We start from the raw sequence: 19,835 nt of genomic DNA, 5'->3' as shown, positions 1-19,835 counted from the left end.
GAAACTACAGCCCCGCTGCTGCAATGACAGACCGAGGCATGTATAATGATGCCATGACCTTGCTAGACAGCATGCAATTATCTTATAAACTTAGCACCGAGCAGTCTGACGAGATGAACGAATTAAAGACATTATATGGCTTTATAAAATCTGTAAGTGATGATGGTCGCAGTATTGACAATTTAAATTCAGCAGAAATCAGTGACTTACAAAATATTGCAGAAGATGCGACTGCCGGAAGAGCGGCTATAAAAGCTCAAAACGCCTTGTGTTTTCATTACAATATTTGTTATGACACTAATGGTATTCCTAAAAGCAATACAGCTCCGCGCAAACCGAAAGCTACTTACGATGAGCTGATTGCCGGGTTAAATACTTCATCAGCATTCCCTAACCCGGCTGATCCATACATTACTATAAGCTTTAATTTCTTGCAAGCACAAGAAGAATCTGCGCTTATTGTATATGATAATCTTGGAAGACAATTACTTTCGCGCCAATTAGGCAAAGTTTATGAGGGGCAAGAGCTGATTGATACGCGTAAATTGCCAAATGGTATTTACTTCTTTCAATTGCTTCAAAATGGCAAAAAGGTAAGCGAAGGTAAATTTATCACATCTCATTAAGATTATGAGGAAGTTAATTTTAATGTTTATAACAATAATCACTTGCGCAGGCACACTGCCTGCGCAAGTGATTGATTATACCATTGATCCAACCTTTAATTCAGGCATACTTTTTAATAGAGGGAAGGTTTATGATTTGATGGTAACCTCGCAGAATGACTATATGGTTATGGGATGGTTTTTGGGTTATGATTCGCCTATTGAAGTTGGATCTTTGATAACAAATACAGGTCAATTAATTGAACCAAACATGGTGGGTGGGTCTCACATAATAGAGTATCAAAATTTTCTGCTACAATATAATCTTCAGCTAAGAATGCTTGATTTTAATGGAATTCAGACTCCGTTTCGTTTTGAGTTTGCAAAAAACTCTTACAGCGGTCCTTTAAGTGATTATGTCTATGATGCCATGGTAACCCCAGATGAAAACATTCTGGCAGCCGGTCGCTTTTTTACAGATTCAACATTGCTTGGCACTTCACAAAGTCATCTGGCACTTCGTCAGCTATGTATGGTTGATTCTACCGGTGCACCCGTTCCGGATTTTCCAATGCTGCGTTGCAACCAACCCGTTGATGCGGCAATTTTTACTCTTGATAGTCTAAGTACCGGTGAGTACATCATTGCAGGTCATTTTTCTGAAGTTGAAGGCCATCAATCTCACAAAATTGCCAAGCTCAATGCAGATTTTTCAGTAAATACGGAGTTTACAAGTCCTTTTAGTTTAGAAGGCTATCAAGTTATTGTGCTTTTGGTGGATAGTCAAGATAGAATATGGGTTTTAAAATCAACTCCAGTAAATATTGTCAATCAGCCAAATTATCCAAGCTTATTGGTTAGACTATTGCCAGATGGCAGTATTGATGAATCGTATCAGGTAAATGTGTTTACTACCTATGCTGGCGATGAACCTTTTTATTCTTTTAATACATCTCCCACTAATATTTTGGAAGATGATGATGGCACATTTATACTTAGTGGAAATTTTATTGAGGTAAACGGTGAGCCACATAACCGTTTAATAAAAACTCAAGACAATGGAGAGATTATTCCAAATGCATTTGGAGGTTTGGGCGCCGACGAAGCAGTGTGGGATGATTGGTGGGTGCCATCAGTAGGTCCAATAGTTGGTACCTCTATTCGCAAAATTCTCAAACTACCGGATGGCAAACTCTTAGTTGGCGGTCAGTTTTCGTCCTTTGGCGGCGAGCCCTATAGCTGCCTGGTGCGGTTGCAGCCTTCCGGTTTTGTTGGTATAGATGAGAAAGAAGGGCGTGGTAAACTTGAGGTTTATCCAAACCCCGCGGATAATTTTATTAAAATTAAGCTGCCACAGCTTAACCAAGAAATAAGTCTGCTAGAAATTATTACAGTACAAGGTAAGGTTGTAAAGCAAATACAGAATTTTCACCAAGACGATAAAGTGTCAATAAATGGCTTGTCGTCAGGTATATATATTGTTACCGCAAAGACGGGTAAGGGTGTATTTACACAAAAGCTTGTTGTGGAGTGAAGGAGAAATAAAAACTATGAAGAGATATATAATCAAACTGGAAGGCCATAAGTCTTTTTTTACTTGAGTTGAAGGGATCGCTTTAGTTATCCTCAATCGGACTTCAATACTATTTCTGCAAAGAAAATCCGGATAAAAATTCCTTTGGGCTCTGAACTACAAGAGAACTCTTTGAGAAATCTTTTAAATTACGGGTAATAATAAACCTAATACCAGCCTCTTCAGCTGAAAAATTTTGAATAGCATCTTCATAATCTTTGAAGTCCGACATAGCAGCCTTCTTAATCGTAGATTTCCCAACCGAAGAAATTTCAACCAAAGTGAGCAGTTTAATTATGATCTGGCGGGCTTTTTCTCTCGATTCAAGCTTGGACAAAACATAATCTATATTATTCACTGAAAGTGAGGAAATCTCAATTTGTAATTTATTCCTTTCACTTAAGTCAAAAATGATTGCTGCATCTTCGGCAAAACCACTTCTTTTTAAAATGAAATCCAGAACAACATTCGTATCTAAAAAAACCCTTGTCATCATTCCTATAGTTTAAAGATGTTTTCTTAGAATCTCATCCTCAAGAAGTCTTTTTTCATCAAAATCTTTATCTCTAATTTTTACAGCACCAAACAAGGATTTGGTTATGGGACTTAGATTAAGATCAGATTCTTTCAAGTCTGAGCTCGAAACCGACTTTAAGTATTCCTCTATAAGTTTCGACAAGCTTCTGCCCTGAGATTTAGCATATTCCTTTGCCCCTCGGATAACTTTTCCATCAATTGTTAAAGTTAATTTTGTTGACATATCACACGTGTTTTGAGTTATACCAAATATACGTGTAAAATTCATATTTGCAACTTTAAAGCCGCAAATTCAAAGCGATGAGCTACCAAATAATTGATTGTGAGTTGATTCAATAATAACGCTTCCCAACCAAATAATTCTGAACATAATCTTTAACGCCCTCTTCAAGGCTTGTAAAAGGCTTATCGTAACCGTTAGAAATCAGTTTACCCATTTCGGCCTGAGTGTAATATTGGTATTTGTCCCGAATATCTTCGGGAGTATCAATAAACTCAATTTTTGGCTCTAAGTTCAAGGCGTGAAAAGTGGCTTTCGCCAAATCCAAAAAAGCACGCGCCTTTCCGGTTCCAAGATTAAATAAGCCCGATTGATTTTTATTTTTCATCAGGTAAAGACATACGCTTACAACATCTTGCACATAGATAAAATCGCGCAGTTGCTCACCGTCTTTATATTCAGGGTTGTGCGATCGGAATAATTTCACAAACCCTTTTTCCTGAATTTGATTGTAGGCGTGAAAAATAACCGATGCCATTCTTCCTTTGTGGTATTCATTGGGACCATAAACATTGAAAAACTTCAGGCCTGCCCAGAAATAAGGAGCATCTTCCTGCTTCAAAGCCCATTTATCAAAATCATTTTTAGAATCTCCGTAAGGATTTAATGGTTTTAGCTTTTCTACAAGTTCATGGCTGTCAGAATATCCGTGCTCTCCCAGTCCGTAAGTGGCACCAGAACTGGCATACACTAATGGAATAGCGTATTCGGCACATTGCTGCCACATTTTCTTGGTGTAGTTTAAATTCAGCTTATCAAAAATAGCTGTATCAAATTCGGTGGTATCGGTGCGTGCGCCAATGTGAAAAATGAAGTAAACCATTTTGTGATTTGTATCGAGCCATTCGGCAAATTCTTCACGATCTACTTTTTGGGAAAACACTTTCCCTTCCAGGTTAGGTGCTTTTTCGGTTCTAGAAAAATCGTCAACAAGAATTAAATCTTCATACCCTTTGGCATTTAGGCCACTAACAAGGCAACTTCCAATAAAGCCTGCGGCTCCGGTTACTACAATCATTTATCGCTTATTTTAGGCCAAAGATATTGATTTCATTAGGTTTGTACAGTCTTATTCTTCAGAAATAAGATTGAAACGAATAATTTATACAAGGTCTGAATACTGAAGAATAATCGAATTCAGGTTTGTATATTTGCAGCCATTAAATTTGGCATATGGCCGTAGTACATATTACAAGAAAAGAACACTTTAATTCTGCCCACAAATTGTGGAACGAAAACTGGTCGGAAGAAAAGAATTTTGCCATTTTTGGCAAATGCTCCAATACCAACTGGCATGGGCATAATTACAATCTTTTTGTGACCGTAAAGGGTATCCCAAATCCAGATACCGGCTGCATAATAGACTTGAAACTTTTGAGTTCTATTATCAAGGAAAACATTTTAGAAAAACTCGATCATAAAAATCTAAATTTAGACGTTCCTTTTATGAAGGGGGTTATGCCGAGCACTGAAAATTTGGCAGTTGGCATATGGAATGAAATAACAGAAAAGATTGAAGCGCACGGTTGCACGCTCCACAGCGTACGCCTGCATGAAACTGAAAATAATTCCGCTGAATATTTCGGCGACTAAATCATTTTAATTGGAAGAAAACAAGTTCGACATATCGAATGATGCAAATCAAAAACTAGAGTCTTTATACTCTGAGGCTATCACACTTCTAGGAGAAGATGTTCACCGTCAGGGCCTTAAAGACACGCCGAAGCGCGTTGCAAAAGCAATGCAATTCATGCTAAATGGCTATGACCAGGATCCTGTAGCGATTTTGAAATCTGCCATATTTGAGGAAGATTACAGTCAGATGGTAGTTGTGAAAGACATTGAATTGTACAGTCTTTGCGAACATCACATGCTGCCATTTTTCGGAAAAGCGCACATCGCCTATATCCCAAGCGGACGAATTGTCGGTTTAAGTAAAATTCCACGTGTGGTAGATGCTTTTGCACGAAGATTGCAGGTGCAAGAACGATTAACAAATCAAATTAGAGATTGTATTCAAGAGACGATTCAACCCCTTGGAGTAGCAGTTGTAATAGAAGCACGACACCTTTGCATGCAAATGCGCGGGGTTCAAAAACAAAATTCTAAGACTACAACTTCCGCTTTTTACGGAGAATTTTTAAAAGAAGAAACACGATCTGAATTTATAAGCCTTATATCAACTAAATTAGACTAAAAATGGAAAACGATAAATATACAGTGGGTTGGCATACGCAAGATGCCACTGCAAATTTGGCAGATAGCGGCACGCTTGTCAAATCTTTTGTGAGCAATGTTATGACCTACATGGCATCAGCACTTGCTATTTCGGGCGTAATGGCTTATTGGTTTGGAACCAATGAATCGCTCATGGAAATGTTACGCAACCTTGATGGATCTTTAAATATGATCGGCTGGATTGTGATGCTGGCACCATTCGGATTGGTTTTACTTATGGGTTTTGGTTTCAAAAAACTCTCAAGTACAGCCATGCTCACCGTATTTGTAATTTACGCCGTGCTTATGGGAATGAGCCTTAGTTTTATATTCCTGGCTTACACTTCAGCCACGATTTACACGACCTTCTTTATCACAGCGGGTACTTTTGGACTTATGGCTTTTCTGGGGTATACTACCAGTACCGACCTCACTAAAATGGGATCGATTCTTTACATGGCACTTATCGGACTTATTCTCGCCATGGTGGTAAATTGGTTTATGAATAGCGCGGTTATGGATTACGTCATTAGCGGAATAGGTGTCTTGATTTTTACTGGCTTAACAGCTTACGACATGCAGAAAATCAAGCATATAGGAATGGTTACCGATTCAAAAACCGAAGAAGGAACAAAGCTTGCGCTGATGGGTGCATTAAACCTTTACCTCGATTTTGTGAATCTGTTCTTATTCCTGCTGCGCTTTTTAGGCAACAGAAACTAAAAAATTTAAATCCGACTTCGGTCGGATTTTTTTTTCGGAATATTTTTGATTCCGTATAATTGTGATACTAAAATTAAAAATATGAAAGCTTACGTTTTTCCCGGTCAGGGATCTCAGTACCCGGAAATGGGTAAAAACTTGTATGAAAATTATACTGAAGCGAAAAAACTCTTTGATGAGGCAGATTCAATACTGGGTTTTAACATTACCGAAATAATGTTTAATGGTACTCCTGAAGATTTGAAGGAAACACGCGTAACCCAACCCGCTATTTTCCTACATTCAGTGATAATGGCTAAAGTTCTTGGAAACAAATTTGTGCCTAAAATGGTTGCCGGACATAGTCTAGGCGAGTTTTCGGCATTGGTTGCTACCGGAGCCATAAGCTTTGAAGAAGGATTAAGACTCGTATCAAAACGTGCCAATGCTATGCAAAATGCCTGCGAAATAACCGAGGGCACCATGGCTGCCATTCTTGGTCTGGATGATGAAATTGTTGAGAAAATCTGCATGGAATTAGACGGAATTGTTGTGCCTGCTAATTACAACTGCCCCGGGCAATTGGTAATAAGCGGGGAGCTAAAAGCAGTTGAAAAAGCATGCGAGAAACTCACCGAAGCGGGGGCAAGACGTGCTATGATTTTGCCTGTTGGTGGAGCATTTCATTCTCCGCTTATGGAGCCTGCTCGTGCCGACTTAGCTAAAGCTATTGAAAACACAATGATTACAGTGCCCGTTTGCCCTATTTATCAAAATGTAACTGCAAGAGCCGTTACAGATCCTGAAGAAATTAAAAGGAATCTTGTTGCGCAACTAACCTCACCGGTAAAGTGGACCCAAACCATGCAGGCCATGATTGCCGATGGAGCAACGGAAGTAATAGAAGTCGGCCCCGGAAAAGTTCTTCAGGGCTTATTCAAAAAAGTAGATCGTAGTTTTGAAACGGCTTCCGCCGAAGTATAATAGAAGCTTTAAGCCGCTAGCTTCAGGCTGCAAGTTGCTTAATGATGCTACTTTCGGGTAGAGGCCTTTATAGTTTTGTGATACCGTGGCAGCATTTCAAATAATACGAAGGGTTTCTACCGACGGACAATTACGAGAATAATGGATATAAAAAAGGGCAAATCTTTTGATTTGCCCTTTTTTCGTTCCTTTAGAATCTATAGACTCCAGTATCCAAAATTCTTGATTTTATCTTTGTAAATTCCTTTCAAATCAACCAGCAAACCTTTTTCCGTAAGCATAGAATCGAAATAATCTTGCGATAAGTTAGAGTACTCTTTATGATTTACCGAAACGATTATTGCGTCGTATTTCGGATTGGGTTTCTCATTTAAATCGTAGCCGTATTCGAGTTTTATTTCCTCAGCAGAAGCATGCGGGTCGACTACATCTACATGCACTCCAAATGATTGTATCTCTCGCACGGTATCTACAACTTTAGAATTTCGAATATCGCTAACATTTTCTTTAAACGTAGCTCCCATTACAAGCACTTTAGCTTCTTGAATATTCTTGCCTGTAGCAATAATCTTCTTAACCGTTTGCTTGCCTACGTAGCCACCCATTGAGTCGTTAACAAACCTACCGCTGTTTATTATCTGGGCGTGATAGCCAAGTTTTTCGGCTTTGTGAGTAAGATAGTAAGGATCTACACCAATGCAGTGACCTCCTACGAGTCCCGGTTTAAAATTGAGAAAATTCCATTTCGTTCCGGCTGCCTCAAGCACTTCGTACGTGTTGATTCCCATACGGTTAAATATAATTGAAAGCTCGTTTATAAGAGCAATATTTACATCGCGCTGGGTATTCTCAATAATCTTTGCCGCCTCGGCCACACGAATGGAGCTAGCTCTGTGCACTCCGGCATCAACTACCAACTCGTAAACTTTCGCAACTACTTCGGCACTTTCTTCATCGCAACCCGCGCTCACCTTCACGATGGTTTGCAGGGTATGAACCTTATCTCCCGGATTAATTCGTTCAGGACTATAGCCAACTTTAAAGTCTTCACGAAATTTCAATCCTGAATGTTGTTCAAGTACCGGCACGCAGTCCTCTTCGGTACAACCGGGATAAACAGTGCTTTCAAAAACAACATAGTCGCCTTTTTTAAGCAATTTTCCCACTGTAGCAGAAGCGGCCAAAATGGGCTTCAAGTCAGGATTATTTCCTTTGTCAATTGGCGTAGGAACAGCCACAATGAAGAAATTAGCTTCGCGCAAAACTTCCGGATCTGCCGTAAAAACTATATCGCAACCCTCAAAATCTTTAGCTTCCAGCTCATTGCTCGGATCGATGTTTCGATTCATCTGATCAACCCTCTTCGGATTGATATCAAATCCGATTACCGATAGCTTACGCGCAAATTCCAATGCGATTGGAAGACCTACATAACCCAGGCCTATAACTGCAAGCTTATTTTCTTTATTTATTAGTGAATTGTACATTTTCAATTTTTATTCGCGTCTCTAACTTTGTAAATGCGCTCTATTATATCTACTACTTTCAGTCCTTCTAGAGCATTTGTAGTAGCCACGTTTCTATTTTTTAAGGTATCTACCACATTCTGAATTATGAAGTGGTGGTTTGCAGCGCTTCCTTTATATGTTCCGTAATCGTTTGCAGGGCTTGCCTCAGGCAGTTCCGGCATTTCATAATCTTTTACGTGGCAGTATTCCACATTGTTCATATACTGGCCACCCACTTTTACACTTCCTTTTGATCCTATGATAGTCATGCTGCTCTCCAGGTTTTGATCCCACACGGAAGTGCTATAATTTAAAGAACCTACACCGCCGTTTACAAAATCAAAACTCACAATACCGCTATCTTCAAAATCTGTAATTTCATTGTGATTAAAATCCGCAAAGCGTCCTGCAATGTTTTCAATATCACCAAATAGCCAATACATTATATCTATAAAATGCGAAAACTGGGTAAACAGCGTTCCGCCATCAAGCTTCTGCGAGCCTTTCCAGTCGCTCTTGCTATAATAGCGCTCATCGCGGTTCCAATAGCAATTAATATCTACCATGTAGATGTCTCCAAGGCGTTTATTCTCAATAATTTCTTTTAGCCAAACAGATGGTGGCGAATAGCGATTTTGCATAACGCAAATAACGTGACGGCTCACCTGAAGCGCTTTAAAAATCACTTCTTCGCAATTGGCTTTTGAGAGACCCATCGGCTTTTCGCAAACCACGTGCTTTTTCGCGTTAAGCGCTAAAAGAGATTGACTAGCATGCAGTCCGTTAGGTGTACAGATATTTACGACATCAACCCCGGACACTGCTTCGAGCATTTCTTGAACGGTTTTGAAAAAAGGCACGTTGAAATGATCAATATTCAAGCCTTCCGGCGATGCACTATCTACCAGCGCAACCAGTTCGGCTTCATCATTGCGCTCAATCATCTCGGCATGCCTCTTTCCGATATGGCCGCATCCAACGATTGCAAATTTCACCTTTTCATTGCTCATAATTTTGTCACTTTTTCATTCTTCAATTCATACCAGTCGGCACTTTCAGGACATTTAGCTTTATGCTGTTCGTCAAAATCGAGCTTGTGTCCGTATTCGCTCATCCACCCGGTTTGTTTTGCAGGATTTCCCATTACAAGTGCATATGGCGCCACTGTTTTTGTAACTACCGAGCCGGCTCCGATAAAGGCATATTGACCAATGTCGTTTCCACATACAATGGTAGCATTAGCTCCAATAGAAGCCCCTTTGCCGACATGGGTTTTTGCGTATTGATCTTTTCTTACTATGGCACTTCTGGGATTCATAATATTCGTAAAAACCATAGAGGGACCCAGAAAAACATCATCACCGCAAGTTACTCCAGTATAAATACTTACATTGTTTTGAACTTTGACATTATTACCCAAAACTACTTCGGGAGAAATGACAACGTTCTGACCAATATTACATTTAGATCCAATTACCGCACCCGGCATAATATGCGAGAAATGCCATATTTTGGTATCAGCACCTATTGTGCATCCGGCATCTATTACGGCTGTTTCGTGGGCAAAATACTGCATGTTACCGTTTAATGTATTTATCAAAAAGCTTGTGATCCTTTTTGTACAAATCTTCCCTATCAAGCGATTTGAAATAATCGAGTGTTATTTTAAGACCCTTATTTCTCGATACTTTGGGCTCCCAATTAAGCAGCTTTCGCGCAAGCGTAATATCCGGACGACGCTTTTTTGGATCATCGTGTGGCAAATCTTTATAATCTACTTTCGTTTTGGCTCCTGTAAGTTCAATTATTTCGTCGGCAAATTCACGGATGGTAATTTCATCGGGATTCCCAATATTTACAGGTTCTGCATAATCTGAAAGCAAGAGACGATAAATTCCCTCAACTAAATCATCTACATAACAAAATGATCTTGTTTGCGAGCCATCGCCAAACACTGTAAAATCTTCTCCACGCAATGCCTGACCTATAAACGCAGGCAAAACTCTTCCGTCGTTTAGCCTCATACGAGGGCCGTAAGTATTAAAAATACGTACTATTCGTGTTTCAAGTCCGTGAAAACGGTGGTAGGCCATTGTTATAGCTTCCTGAAACCGCTTAGCCTCATCGTAAACTCCGCGCGGACCAATGGGATTTACGTGGCCCCAATATGATTCCTTTTGGGGATGCATTTCAGGATCGCCATACACTTCACTGGTGCTCGCTACAAGTATTCTGGCTGATTTGGCTTTCGCCAGGCCCAGCAAATTGTGCGTTCCCAAAGATCCTACCTTTAATGTTTGAATGGGTATTTTAAGATAATCAATAGGGCTGGCAGGTGAGGCAAAATGTAAAATATAATCAAGCTCTCCAGGCACATATACATAATTGCTTACATCGTGGTTGTAGAAGGTGAAATTCTTCAATGGAAACAAGTGCTCAATATTGCGCAAGTCGCCTGTTATTAAATTATCCATTGCGAGAACGTCGTAGCCTTCAGCAATAAATCTATCGCATAGGTGAGATCCTAAAAACCCCGCTGCACCAGTAATGAGAACCCTTTTAGCCATCATATTATTTTGTTACTTTCTCACGTCCTATACTTTCGTAGTGGAAGCCGAGGTCTTTTAATTTTTTTGTTTCGAATAGGTTCCGACCATCAAAAATCACTTTTTCCTTGAGACTACCAGCAAGTTTAGTGAAATTCGGATTTCGAAAAACAGACCATTCAGTAGCGATTAAAAGGGCATCGGCATCTTTGGTCGAGTCGTAAAGATTATCACAATATTCTATTTTATCGCCAAAAATTCCTTTAACATTTTCCATTGCTTCTGGATCAAAAGCCTTTACTTTAGCTCCTGCTTTTAGCAATTCTTCAATCATATAGAGTGCTGGCGCCTCTCTAATATCGTCGGTATCGGGCTTAAACGCCAAACCCCAGAGTGCAAAAGTTTTTCCCGAAAGGGCATCATTATAATACTCTTTCAGCTTTCTGATCAGCGAAAGCTTTTGCCTGTTATTTACATCAAGCACAGATTCTAATATTTCAAAACGATAGCCGTTTTCAGCTCCACTTTTTGCCAGAGCCTGCACATCTTTCGGAAAGCAACTACCACCGTACCCAATTCCGGGAAAAAGAAAGCGCTTTCCAATACGTGTATCTGTGCCCATACCCGCTCTAACCATATCAACATCAGCACCTACCAACTCGCAAAAGTTGGCAATCTCGTTCATAAAGGTAATTTTGGTAGCGAGAAACGCATTGGCAGCATATTTCGTAAGCTCGGCCGATTTTTCATCCATTATAATCAATGGATTCCCCTGGCGCACAAATGGTTTGTAAAGATCTTCCATCACTTTAGCTGCACGATCAGAGCTGGTACCTATTACCACACGATCAGGCTTCATAAAATCTTCCACTGCAAAACCCTCGCGCAAAAACTCGGGATTTGAAACGATGTCGAAATCCACTTTCGCATTTTTGGCAACAGCCTGGCGCACAAGCTCGGCAGTACCCACAGGCACTGTACTTTTATCTACAATAACCTTATAATCAGTAATAATATGTCCCAACTCTTCGGCTACTCCAAGCACGTAAGATAAGTCTGCAGACCCGTCTTCTCCCGGAGGAGTTGGCAATGCCAAAAAGATAATTTCCGCATCGGCAACCGCTGCTTTTAAATCTGTGGTAAAAGAGAGACGCTCTTGTCGGATATTTCTCTCAAATACAGTATCCAGATATGGTTCATAAATAGGTACTTCGCCATTTTTCATGCGTTCTACCTTTTTTGCATCAATGTCAACACAAATTACATCGTTGCCGGTATCGGCAAAACAAGTTCCGGTAACGAGGCCTACATAGCCCGTTCCTACTACAGCAATCTTCATGATTGGTAATTATTTTTTATAAATGATTTAACAGATTCAGTGATATGAGTGAGCTGTTCGGTACTCAACTCAGTTTGCATAGGCAGCGAAATCACATTTTCGCATAGATTTTCAGTTACCGGAAAGTCGCCTTCGTTATAACGTTCGTCTCTGTAAGCTTTCTGCAAATGAAGTGGTACAGGATAATAGATCATTGCCGGAACATCGCGATCCATTAAATAAGTGCGTAGTGTTTCGCGATCTACTCCATTAAGAATCATGGTGTATTGATGAAATACATGATTGCTTTGCTTAAATCGAACGGGGGTTTTTATTTGAGGTATATCCTTAAAAGCCTTATCGTAAAAATCGGCTGCAATATTTCTTTGATGCGAATACTCATCGAGATGGCGCAGCTTAATACGTAAAATTGCCGCCTGAATAGAATCAAGCCTGGAATTTACGCCTACTTCGTCGTGATAGTATTGACGGGTTTGTCCGTGATTGGCTATTACCCTAAGGTTTGCGGCGTAGGTATCGTTGTTGGTAAATATGGCGCCTCCATCACCGTAACAACCCAAATTTTTACTTGGGAAAAACGATGTGGCACCAATATCGCCTATTGTTCCAACCCGCTGCTTTCTGCCATCAGAAAAAGTATATTCAGCTCCAATGGCTTGGGCAGCATCTTCAATTACATATAAATTATGTGCTTTGGCCACGGCCATAATCTCCTCCATCGGTGCCGCTTGGCCGAAAAGATGAACCGGAACAATGGCTTTGGTTTTTGGAGTAATGGCAGCTTTTATGGCTTCAACATCTATATTAAAAGTGTCTGGATCAACGTCAACCAATACCGGAGTGAGTTGCAGTAGGGCGATAACCTCAGCTGTAGCCACATACGTAAAATCTGCAGTAATTACCTCATCACCAGGCTTTAAACCCAGTGCCATCATAGCGATTTGCAAAGCATCTGTACCGTTTGCACAAGGAATTACATGCTTTACATCCAAATAAGATTCCAGTTCAGATTGAAATGATTTAACTTCGGGGCCGTTAATGTATGCGCAAGAGCGAATGACGTTTAAAACAGCGGTGTCTATCTCATCCTGAATCTTCTCATATTGAGAACCGAGATCGACCATTTGAATTTTCTTCATGAAAAGGCTTAATTTAGCGACTGCGAATATACGTATTTATAGAAACTAGAAGACGATTTTGCGCCTAACTATCCACATTTCCAATTCATGAAGAAGCAAATACTCATTGCCATTTCAATTTTTTCGGTCTCAGCACTCTTTTCTCAGGGCAGCGTGGCAGATACAACGTTGCGCATGTCGCTATTTCAGTTCCAGGGCGGTTTCCATCAGCCTTTTGGCGATATGGGAGAAAAGTATGGCACCAGTGCATCAGTTGGGTTTTCGTATGCCTACAAAACGGGAAAAAACATTTTACTAGGTGCCGATTTCAACTATTTATTTGGCAATAATGTGAAGGATGCCAATACAATGTTTCACGGATTGCGTCTTTCAAACGGAAAAGTGGTGGGTATAAATGAAGAATTTATAAATGCATTGATTCTGGAGCGGGGATATGCAGCGGGTTTTTATGTGGGTAAAATCTTTAGTGGCCTGGGTAGAAATCCAAATTCGGGTATTGTTGTAAAACTCGGTCTGAATTACTTTGAACACCGTACCTATATAGAAACCAGACAAGATGATTATGCGCCTCTGGAAGATGATTATTTAAAAAACTACGACCGAAAAATTGCCGGCTTGGCTCTTTACGAATTTGTTGGTTTTCAACATTTTGGAAACAATAGATACGCCAACTTCTTTGCGGGATTTGATTTCTATCAGGGTTTTACCACAGATTATCGCTCGTACAATATTGATTTGATGCAAAAAACCGACAATAACTATTTTGATATTCTTATCGGATTCAGAGTAGGTTGGGTAATTCCGATTTATAAGCAGGCTGCAAATAAGTTCTATATCAATTAAATGCGCTTTTTTTACACCCTTGGAATTCGGATTTACGGTCTTGGAATTAGGATGGCCGCCCTTGGCAATCCAAAAGCAGGACAATGGGTTAGCGGACGTAAAAAATGGAAACAAGAGCTTAGCAGTGCTCAAGCTCTTAAAGGTTGTATATGGTTTCATTGCGCCTCTCTGGGCGAATTTGAACAAGGTCGTTCGTTACTGGAAAAACTAAAGAGAACCTATCCCTCAAAACCAATACTTTTAACTTTTTTTAGTCCATCGGGATATTTGATTCGCAAAAACTACGATCAGGCAGATCACATAGCTTATCTTCCGCTCGACACTCCAAAAAATGCTCGTATCTTTTTGGATAAGGTAAAGCCCGATCTGGCGATTTTTGTAAAATATGAAGTGTGGCCCAATTTCTTTGCGGCTATCGCCAAAAGAAATATTCCCTTGTTGATGATTTCAGCCATTTTCAGCGAAAATCAAATTTACTTCAAGCCTTACGGCAAATGGTTTCGAAAATCGCTGAAGCAAACGCACGAGATATTCACGCAAGACGTGGAAAGTATTAATCTACTAAATAGCATTGGTGTAGTAAACACTCGCATAGCCGGTGATACCCGGTTTGACCGCGTAATAGAAATAGCCAAAAAAACTCCTGACTTCCCGGAATTGGAACAGTTTACCAGGAACAAACCCACAATTGTTGCAGGTAGCACTTGGCCGGCAGATGAGGAACTGCTGGCAAAATATGCCCAAAAACATCCGGAGGTACGTTTTATTATTGCCCCTCATGAAACGTACAGCGATCATATAAAAACCATACTTCAAAAATTTCCTGAAGCCGTGAGGTGGTCTGAAAAAGAAAGAATAGGAACCGGAAACACTGTAATTATTGATTCCATTGGGTTATTGAGTGCCATTTACAAATATGGCTCCATTGCTTATGTAGGAGGTGGTTTTGGCTCTGGAATTCACAACACCCTGGAGCCGGCTGTATATGGAATGCCCGTAATTTTTGGTCCTGAATACAAAAATTTCAGAGAGGCAATAGCACTTTCTGATGTTGGCGCGGGCAAAAGCATCAAAAACTATAAGGAATTGGAAAACTTCTTAAACGAGCTGCTTGAAAGCAAAGAGCTATTAGCTAAAATGAGCAGTATTGCAGCTCAATTTGTAAAAGAAAATGCTGGTGCTACAGATATAATTCTTGAAGAAATTAAGAAAATTTTGAATTAGTCTGAATTGCATCAAACCGAATTCTTTTATTGGATTCTAACCCTAACAAAATCAACATAAGAGTTTTAATACACTGCTGCTAAGAGGACGCAGTACTCCGATATTGGGCTACCTTAATTCTATCAGCGATAAATTGTATTGCAATGGCAGCGATCAAGGCTATTGCAGCAAACTTGGCTGTATTCATAATAGCCGGCACATCAGCATGCTGAATCCATATTGCAACATAAGCCCAAACGATTACAAAAGTGTAGATATAATCTTTCTTAGCGAAGAGAATATATAGACCCAGGGTAGCACCTAAAATCAACATAATAATAGAGAAAAGCTCCGGTGAATTATTAAACACCGGCAACTGAAGTGAATATAAAAATGCCGAAATATTCACAATGGTCGCAATAGATATCCATCCGAAATACAGACTAAATGGAACCTGAAAAAAATAGCGATGAGTGGTACTAAGAGCATTTCGAAGACGATAGAAATAGCTAAAAATCACAATTAAAGATCCCAATGTAATCAGCATAATAAAGACGGATAAGCCGAGCAATTCGTGCTGAAAAGCAATCAACCATAGCACATTAGATAAAACATTGATCAAAAAATAAGGAAAAACGAGTCTGAAAAATCGAGTATTTTTACCCTTATTAAGCTGAAATACTGCAAACACCAAGAGAGTAAGATAAATCAGGCCCCAGATAGAAAAAGCGTAACTTGCAGGGGTTATTAAGGTGTGAAATGTTGCGCTTACCTCTGCAACCGTATTGCCACCAAATGGAATGGAAGTTGATAAAAAATTCATTACTATCAACAAAACAACCGCTGCGATAAATGCCCAGCGCTGTACTATAGTATATATGTATGCCGTTTTCATTACTACTTTTTTAAAATTGCTTTTGCTTCTTATCCCAAGCGATTGTGATCACTTTAAATTTAGATTTTACAAAAATCAATGAATAATTTGGATTAAGATAGATAAATTGCATTAGATTCCCCAATTCTTTCTTTCAAATAAGAAAATCATTCAATGAAAAAGACAATTATAATCGTCGTTTCCCTACTACTATTAATTCTGTTAGCGCTCTATTTCTTCGTTTATCCAAAACTGGAAATTGTATCGGGCTATAATGCAAAGATTTTATGTTCTTGCGTGTTTGTAAGTGATATGAGTCAAGAAAAAGCCGAAGCTGAAGATTTGGGTTTTTCGCTGCTTTGGCTCTCATCCAACGCGGTTGATAAAGAAGGAAAAACGGTAAAATCAAATGTTTTAGGGATGCATCCTAAAATGGCCGTTTACCGAAAAGGATTGGGCTGCACATTGATAAACAATACAGACGACGACGATTTTCTGAGTAAAAGTGTCGAAATAGACAGTGAAAGCTATGCTCCCGAAATTTGGCCTACACAAAACGTAGCGGGGAGCAAAACCATGCAGGATGCAATAAATATGGCTTTTGATGAAGGTGAGGAGAATCCGATTTACCGAACTAGAGCAGTGGTAGTAATTAAAGATGGAGAGTTGGTTGGAGAGCGCTACGGAGAAGGCTTTTCCAAAGAATCAAAACTTCTCGGCTGGAGTATGACAAAGAGCATAACTTCTGCCCTTTCGGGAATACTTGCAAAACGGGGTTTTTGGAATCCTTCTGCGCCGATGCCGGTTAGCAGTTGGCAGAAAGATGAACGTGGACAAATCACTTTAGAAAATGTACTTCAGCAAACAGTTGGATTAAAATGGGATGAAGATTATGCCAATGTATCAACGGCAACAAAAATGCTCTACAGCAAAGATAATATGGGTGCCTATGCTGCTTCGCAACCCCTGGTAAGCAAACCGGGTTCAGTCTGGGAATATTCTTCAGGTACATCAAACATCTTAGCTGGTACCATGCGACAGGCATTTAGCAATACCGATGAGTATTTGAGTTTCCCGCAGAGTGCGCTCTTTGGGCCGATTGGTGCAAGAAACTTTGTTATTGAAACCGATGCCACAAATCATTTTGTAGGATCCTCATATGGATACGCACCTGCACGCGATTGGGCCAAAGTGGGTTTGCTTTACCTTAACATGGGCAATTGGTTTGATAACCAAATAATTGATACCTCGTGGGTTGCGACCAGTGTCATCGCTGTTGCTGAAAGCGATGGAGCATATGGTTACCAGTTTTGGCTAAATCAAGGCGGCAAGTTTCAAAATTACAGCCCAGATTCGTATTGGATGAATGGGTATCAGGGTCAGCAGGTTTCTATTCACCCCGAAGATAATCTGGTGGTGGTAAGAATAGGCGTAACGTATGATCAAGCTGATTTTCCATTTGATGCGTGGATGAAGGAGATCAAAGCTGCAGCGAAGGATTTATAATTTCTTTGTCTTTTACCTTTAAGATTAATGATTGAAATCTCGCATTATAATTTAAAAAGACAATCTCTACATTTATGACTATCAGATACTTAAAATATTAAAAATGAATTATATCCCGCCAAAACTTTGCTATTTACAGAGTTTTGGCGAAATATGAGGACTAAAATTGACTTTCTAAACCTGAATAACTAACTCTGGAAGGTATCATATAGCCTTTAACTTGTTAGAAACTAGTGCCCTCTGTTATGGTTATCATTTTTTAAGCAAATAAATCGTTAACATTTATCTATCAGAACTTTAAATTAGGTGCAAAGAATTATAATTCGCCAATACTCACCTACTCTTAGAGTTTTGGCAAGATATGAGGTCTTTAATGACATTACAGAAAATCGTTAATATTCAAGTAATCACTGTATGAATAAATAATTACACTATTTCTTGTTTCAAAATAGTGCCGATCAACTACGAAAAGCTAACTATCTTTAGATCAGAATCTTTTAATACATTTGGAAAACTATAATTCGCCAAAACTCTATTTTTTTCTTAATATTGGCGTTATATAACTTTGCTAAGGCAAACCTAATTGGCAGAAAACCGGAGATCAAAATACTTGATGAAGCACTGAAAAACGACCATTCAGAGTTAATCGCGGTCTATGGAAGAAGAAGAATTGGAAAAACGTTTTTAATCAGAAAACATTTTAGCAAGGAAATAGTGGTTGAGTTAACAGGGCTGTATAATGGGGATATGCATGATCAACTGGGTAATTTTCACAGAGAACTTGTAAAAAGAAACAGCAAAATCACATCTACCGTCCCGTCAAACTGGCTTGATGCCTTTTTATTACTCGAAAAACAGCTGGAGAGGCTCAAGTCCAGAAAAAAGAAAGTTGTTTTTATTGATGAGTTTCCCTGGTTTGCCACAGCACGATCTAAATTCTTAATGGCATTCGAGAATTTCTGGAATACATACTGCACTAAAAGAGATGATTTGATTGTGGTAATCTGCGGTTCTGCGGCGTCTTACATGGTTCGGAAAATAATTAAAAATAAAGGAGGTCTTCACAATAGAGTTACCCGAAGAATTCGATTAATGCCTTTTAGCCTTCACGAAACCGATTTATTTCTCAAAAACAGAGGAATAAAATATTCGCAATACGATATTATCCAACTTTATATGTCGATGGGTGGTGTGCCACATTACTTAGATAAAGTCCAAAAAGGATTAAGTGTGGCCCAGAATATTGATGCGCTCTGCTTTGATAAAGATGGTGTACTTAACGATGAATTTAATCAACTCTTTGTTTCCCCGTTTGAAGATTCGCAAAAGCACCTTACAATCATAAGAACCTTGGCAAAATGTAATAAAGGGGTAACGCGTAATGAGCTCATTATAAAAAGCGGAATTCCCAGCGGGGGAGACTTTTCACTTAAGCTGGAAGAATTGATAGAATCCGGATTTGTGAGTGAATATCCATACTATCAGAACAAAAAGCAGCTTAGTTTATATAGGTTATCTGACGAATATTCCAAATTTTATTTGAAATTTATTGAAGGAAATAAAAACTCGGAGCCCGGAATCTGGCAAAGGCTGCATAAAAGCAAGTCGTATAATTCCTGGTCGGGTTTTACTTTTGAAAGTATCTGCTTAAAGCATATTCATCAAATCAAAAAAACACTTCGGATTGATGCCATCTATTCTACAAATAGCAGCTGGTTTAATGAAAATGCCCAAATCGATTTACTCATCAACAGAGATGATAATATTATAAATCTATGCGAGATAAAATTCCATAATGCGCGGTTTACAATTGATAAATCATATTATTTAAGTCTCAAGAATAAACTTATTGACCTGAGTTCGATTATTAACAACTTGACTGTCAATAACTAACGAAAAATAGTTCTAAAAATAGAAAGGTAAAATACAGTGTTTTTGTATATTTAGATCGTTGAAAAATAAACACTTAACAAAAACAA

General features: G+C 39.2%; 20 protein-coding genes. 10 read left to right on the top strand and 10 right to left on the bottom strand.

All coding sequences use genetic code 11. The annotated features are described in order from the left end of the window. Both G3O08_RS18800 and G3O08_RS18795 read left to right on the top strand, forming a co-directional pair. Positions 1-626, top strand: a 626-nt coding sequence (locus tag G3O08_RS18800; RefSeq protein ID WP_163286995.1) for a T9SS type A sorting domain-containing protein, incomplete at its 5' end; no start/stop codon positions are given. Between the two features lie 4 nt (positions 627-630). Beyond that, positions 631-2,139 (top strand): T9SS type A sorting domain-containing protein, encoded by a 1,509-nt coding sequence (locus G3O08_RS18795; protein WP_204336943.1) that lies wholly within the window; start codon positions 631-633, stop codon positions 2,137-2,139. Between the two features lie 109 nt (positions 2,140-2,248). Here the strand turns inward: G3O08_RS18795 and G3O08_RS18790 are convergent, their stop codons facing one another. From G3O08_RS18790 to rfaD, 3 genes are all read right to left on the bottom strand, one after another. Further along, positions 2,249-2,674 carry a type II toxin-antitoxin system VapC family toxin gene (locus G3O08_RS18790; RefSeq protein WP_163286993.1) on the bottom strand — a complete coding sequence of 142 codons (426 nt, stop codon included), beginning with the start codon at positions 2,672-2,674 and terminating at the stop codon, positions 2,249-2,251. A gap of 9 nt (positions 2,675-2,683) precedes the next feature. Next, a complete protein-coding gene (locus tag G3O08_RS18785) occupies positions 2,684-2,938 on the bottom strand; it encodes a DUF6364 family protein (RefSeq protein WP_163286992.1) in 255 nt (84 codons plus the stop codon). Positions 2,939-3,047: 109 nt separating this feature from the next. Beyond that, positions 3,048-4,013, bottom strand: a complete 966-nt coding sequence (gene rfaD / locus G3O08_RS18780) for an ADP-glyceromanno-heptose 6-epimerase (protein ID WP_163286991.1) — start codon at positions 4,011-4,013, stop codon at positions 3,048-3,050. Between the two features lie 155 nt (positions 4,014-4,168). On the opposite strand from rfaD, the gene G3O08_RS18775 reads away from it, so the two are divergent. The 4 genes from G3O08_RS18775 to fabD all read left to right on the top strand — a co-directional run bounded on the left by G3O08_RS18775 (position 4,169) and on the right by fabD (position 6,898). Continuing rightward, positions 4,169-4,588, top strand: a complete 420-nt coding sequence (locus tag G3O08_RS18775; protein ID WP_163286990.1) for a 6-pyruvoyl trahydropterin synthase family protein — start codon at positions 4,169-4,171, stop codon at positions 4,586-4,588. 31 nt (positions 4,589-4,619) lie between these two features. After that, positions 4,620-5,192, top strand: a complete 573-nt coding sequence (gene folE, locus G3O08_RS18770; protein WP_394352330.1) for a GTP cyclohydrolase I FolE — start codon at positions 4,620-4,622, stop codon at positions 5,190-5,192. A 2-nt stretch (positions 5,193-5,194) separates the two neighbouring features. Beyond that, positions 5,195-5,935, top strand: a complete 741-nt coding sequence (locus tag G3O08_RS18765) for a Bax inhibitor-1/YccA family protein (RefSeq protein ID WP_163286988.1) — start codon at positions 5,195-5,197, stop codon at positions 5,933-5,935. An 81-nt stretch (positions 5,936-6,016) separates the two neighbouring features. Continuing rightward, complete coding sequence (gene fabD / locus G3O08_RS18760) at positions 6,017-6,898, top strand: ACP S-malonyltransferase (RefSeq protein WP_163286987.1); 882 nt, start codon at positions 6,017-6,019, stop codon at positions 6,896-6,898. Positions 6,899-7,095: 197 nt separating this feature from the next. Here the strand turns inward: fabD and G3O08_RS18755 are convergent, their stop codons facing one another. From G3O08_RS18755 to G3O08_RS18730, 6 genes are read right to left on the bottom strand one after another with little or no spacing between them, the layout of a single operon-like run. Further along, positions 7,096-8,385 carry a nucleotide sugar dehydrogenase gene (locus tag G3O08_RS18755; protein WP_163286986.1) on the bottom strand — a complete coding sequence of 430 codons (1,290 nt, stop codon included), beginning with the start codon at positions 8,383-8,385 and terminating at the stop codon, positions 7,096-7,098. Between the two features lie 2 nt (positions 8,386-8,387). After that, positions 8,388-9,416, bottom strand: a complete 1,029-nt coding sequence (locus tag G3O08_RS18750) for a Gfo/Idh/MocA family protein (protein ID WP_163286985.1) — start codon at positions 9,414-9,416, stop codon at positions 8,388-8,390. Continuing rightward, on the bottom strand, positions 9,413-9,982 hold the full coding sequence (locus tag G3O08_RS18745) for an acyltransferase (protein ID WP_163286984.1): 570 nt from the start codon (positions 9,980-9,982) through the stop codon (positions 9,413-9,415). Before G3O08_RS18745 ends, G3O08_RS18750 begins: the two co-directional genes overlap by 4 nt. Position 9,983: 1 nt before the next feature. Next, on the bottom strand, positions 9,984-10,973 hold the full coding sequence (locus G3O08_RS18740; protein ID WP_163286996.1) for a UDP-glucuronic acid decarboxylase family protein: 990 nt from the start codon (positions 10,971-10,973) through the stop codon (positions 9,984-9,986). 4 nt (positions 10,974-10,977) lie between these two features. Next, the gene (locus tag G3O08_RS18735; protein WP_163286983.1) at positions 10,978-12,291 is read right to left on the bottom strand and encodes a UDP-glucose dehydrogenase family protein; all 1,314 of its coding nucleotides are present in this window, start codon (positions 12,289-12,291) and stop codon (positions 10,978-10,980) included. Further along, positions 12,288-13,430, bottom strand: a complete 1,143-nt coding sequence (locus tag G3O08_RS18730; RefSeq protein WP_163286982.1) for a DegT/DnrJ/EryC1/StrS family aminotransferase — start codon at positions 13,428-13,430, stop codon at positions 12,288-12,290. The genes G3O08_RS18735 and G3O08_RS18730 overlap by 4 nt, the downstream gene beginning before the upstream one ends. Positions 13,431-13,517: 87 nt before the next feature. On the opposite strand from G3O08_RS18730, the gene G3O08_RS18725 reads away from it, so the two are divergent. Continuing rightward, positions 13,518-14,273, top strand: a complete 756-nt coding sequence (locus G3O08_RS18725; protein WP_163286981.1) for a hypothetical protein — start codon at positions 13,518-13,520, stop codon at positions 14,271-14,273. Continuing rightward, the gene (locus G3O08_RS18720) at positions 14,274-15,497 is read left to right on the top strand and encodes a 3-deoxy-D-manno-octulosonic acid transferase (protein ID WP_163286980.1); all 1,224 of its coding nucleotides are present in this window, start codon (positions 14,274-14,276) and stop codon (positions 15,495-15,497) included. 79 nt (positions 15,498-15,576) lie between these two features. Here G3O08_RS18720 and G3O08_RS18715 read toward each other — a convergent pair whose 3' ends face one another. Next, positions 15,577-16,371: a tryptophan-rich sensory protein gene (locus tag G3O08_RS18715; protein ID WP_163286979.1), complete on the bottom strand. Its 795-nt coding sequence runs from the start codon at positions 16,369-16,371 to the stop codon at positions 15,577-15,579. Between the two features lie 153 nt (positions 16,372-16,524). Here G3O08_RS18715 and G3O08_RS18710 point away from each other — a divergent pair, with 153 nt between their 5' ends. Then, on the top strand, positions 16,525-17,856 hold the full coding sequence (locus G3O08_RS18710) for a serine hydrolase domain-containing protein (RefSeq protein WP_163286978.1): 1,332 nt from the start codon (positions 16,525-16,527) through the stop codon (positions 17,854-17,856). Positions 17,857-18,405: 549 nt separating this feature from the next. Next, positions 18,406-19,749, top strand: a complete 1,344-nt coding sequence (locus G3O08_RS18705; RefSeq protein WP_163286977.1) for an ATP-binding protein — start codon at positions 18,406-18,408, stop codon at positions 19,747-19,749. Positions 19,750-19,835: the final 86 nt, after the last annotated feature.

The sequence above is a fragment of the Cryomorpha ignava genome (assembly GCF_010686655.1).
In the GTDB taxonomy this organism is placed as follows: Bacteria; Bacteroidota; Bacteroidia; order Flavobacteriales_D; family Cryomorphaceae; genus Cryomorpha; species Cryomorpha ignava.
Note: the sequence above shows the minus strand (reverse complement) of the source record. Positions and strands in the feature narration are given on the sequence as shown.

Coding starts and splice junctions, on each gene's coding strand:
- G3O08_RS18795 (WP_204336943.1), top strand. CDS start 631: ATGAGGAAGTTAATTTTAATGTTTATAACAATAATCACTTGCGCAGGC.
- G3O08_RS18790 (WP_163286993.1), bottom strand. CDS start 2,674: ATGATGACAAGGGTTTTTTTAGATACGAATGTTGTTCTGGATTTCATT.
- G3O08_RS18785 (WP_163286992.1), bottom strand. CDS start 2,938: ATGTCAACAAAATTAACTTTAACAATTGATGGAAAAGTTATCCGAGGG.
- rfaD (WP_163286991.1), bottom strand. CDS start 4,013: ATGATTGTAGTAACCGGAGCCGCAGGCTTTATTGGAAGTTGCCTTGTT.
- G3O08_RS18775 (WP_163286990.1), top strand. CDS start 4,169: ATGGCCGTAGTACATATTACAAGAAAAGAACACTTTAATTCTGCCCAC.
- G3O08_RS18765 (WP_163286988.1), top strand. CDS start 5,195: ATGGAAAACGATAAATATACAGTGGGTTGGCATACGCAAGATGCCACT.
- fabD (WP_163286987.1), top strand. CDS start 6,017: ATGAAAGCTTACGTTTTTCCCGGTCAGGGATCTCAGTACCCGGAAATG.
- G3O08_RS18755 (WP_163286986.1), bottom strand. CDS start 8,385: ATGTACAATTCACTAATAAATAAAGAAAATAAGCTTGCAGTTATAGGC.
- G3O08_RS18750 (WP_163286985.1), bottom strand. CDS start 9,416: ATGAGCAATGAAAAGGTGAAATTTGCAATCGTTGGATGCGGCCATATC.
- G3O08_RS18745 (WP_163286984.1), bottom strand. CDS start 9,982: ATGCAGTATTTTGCCCACGAAACAGCCGTAATAGATGCCGGATGCACA.
- G3O08_RS18740 (WP_163286996.1), bottom strand. CDS start 10,973: ATGGCTAAAAGGGTTCTCATTACTGGTGCAGCGGGGTTTTTAGGATCT.
- G3O08_RS18735 (WP_163286983.1), bottom strand. CDS start 12,291: ATGAAGATTGCTGTAGTAGGAACGGGCTATGTAGGCCTCGTTACCGGA.
- G3O08_RS18730 (WP_163286982.1), bottom strand. CDS start 13,430: ATGAAGAAAATTCAAATGGTCGATCTCGGTTCTCAATATGAGAAGATT.
- G3O08_RS18725 (WP_163286981.1), top strand. CDS start 13,518: ATGAAGAAGCAAATACTCATTGCCATTTCAATTTTTTCGGTCTCAGCA.
- G3O08_RS18720 (WP_163286980.1), top strand. CDS start 14,274: ATGCGCTTTTTTTACACCCTTGGAATTCGGATTTACGGTCTTGGAATT.
- G3O08_RS18715 (WP_163286979.1), bottom strand. CDS start 16,371: ATGAAAACGGCATACATATATACTATAGTACAGCGCTGGGCATTTATC.
- G3O08_RS18710 (WP_163286978.1), top strand. CDS start 16,525: ATGAAAAAGACAATTATAATCGTCGTTTCCCTACTACTATTAATTCTG.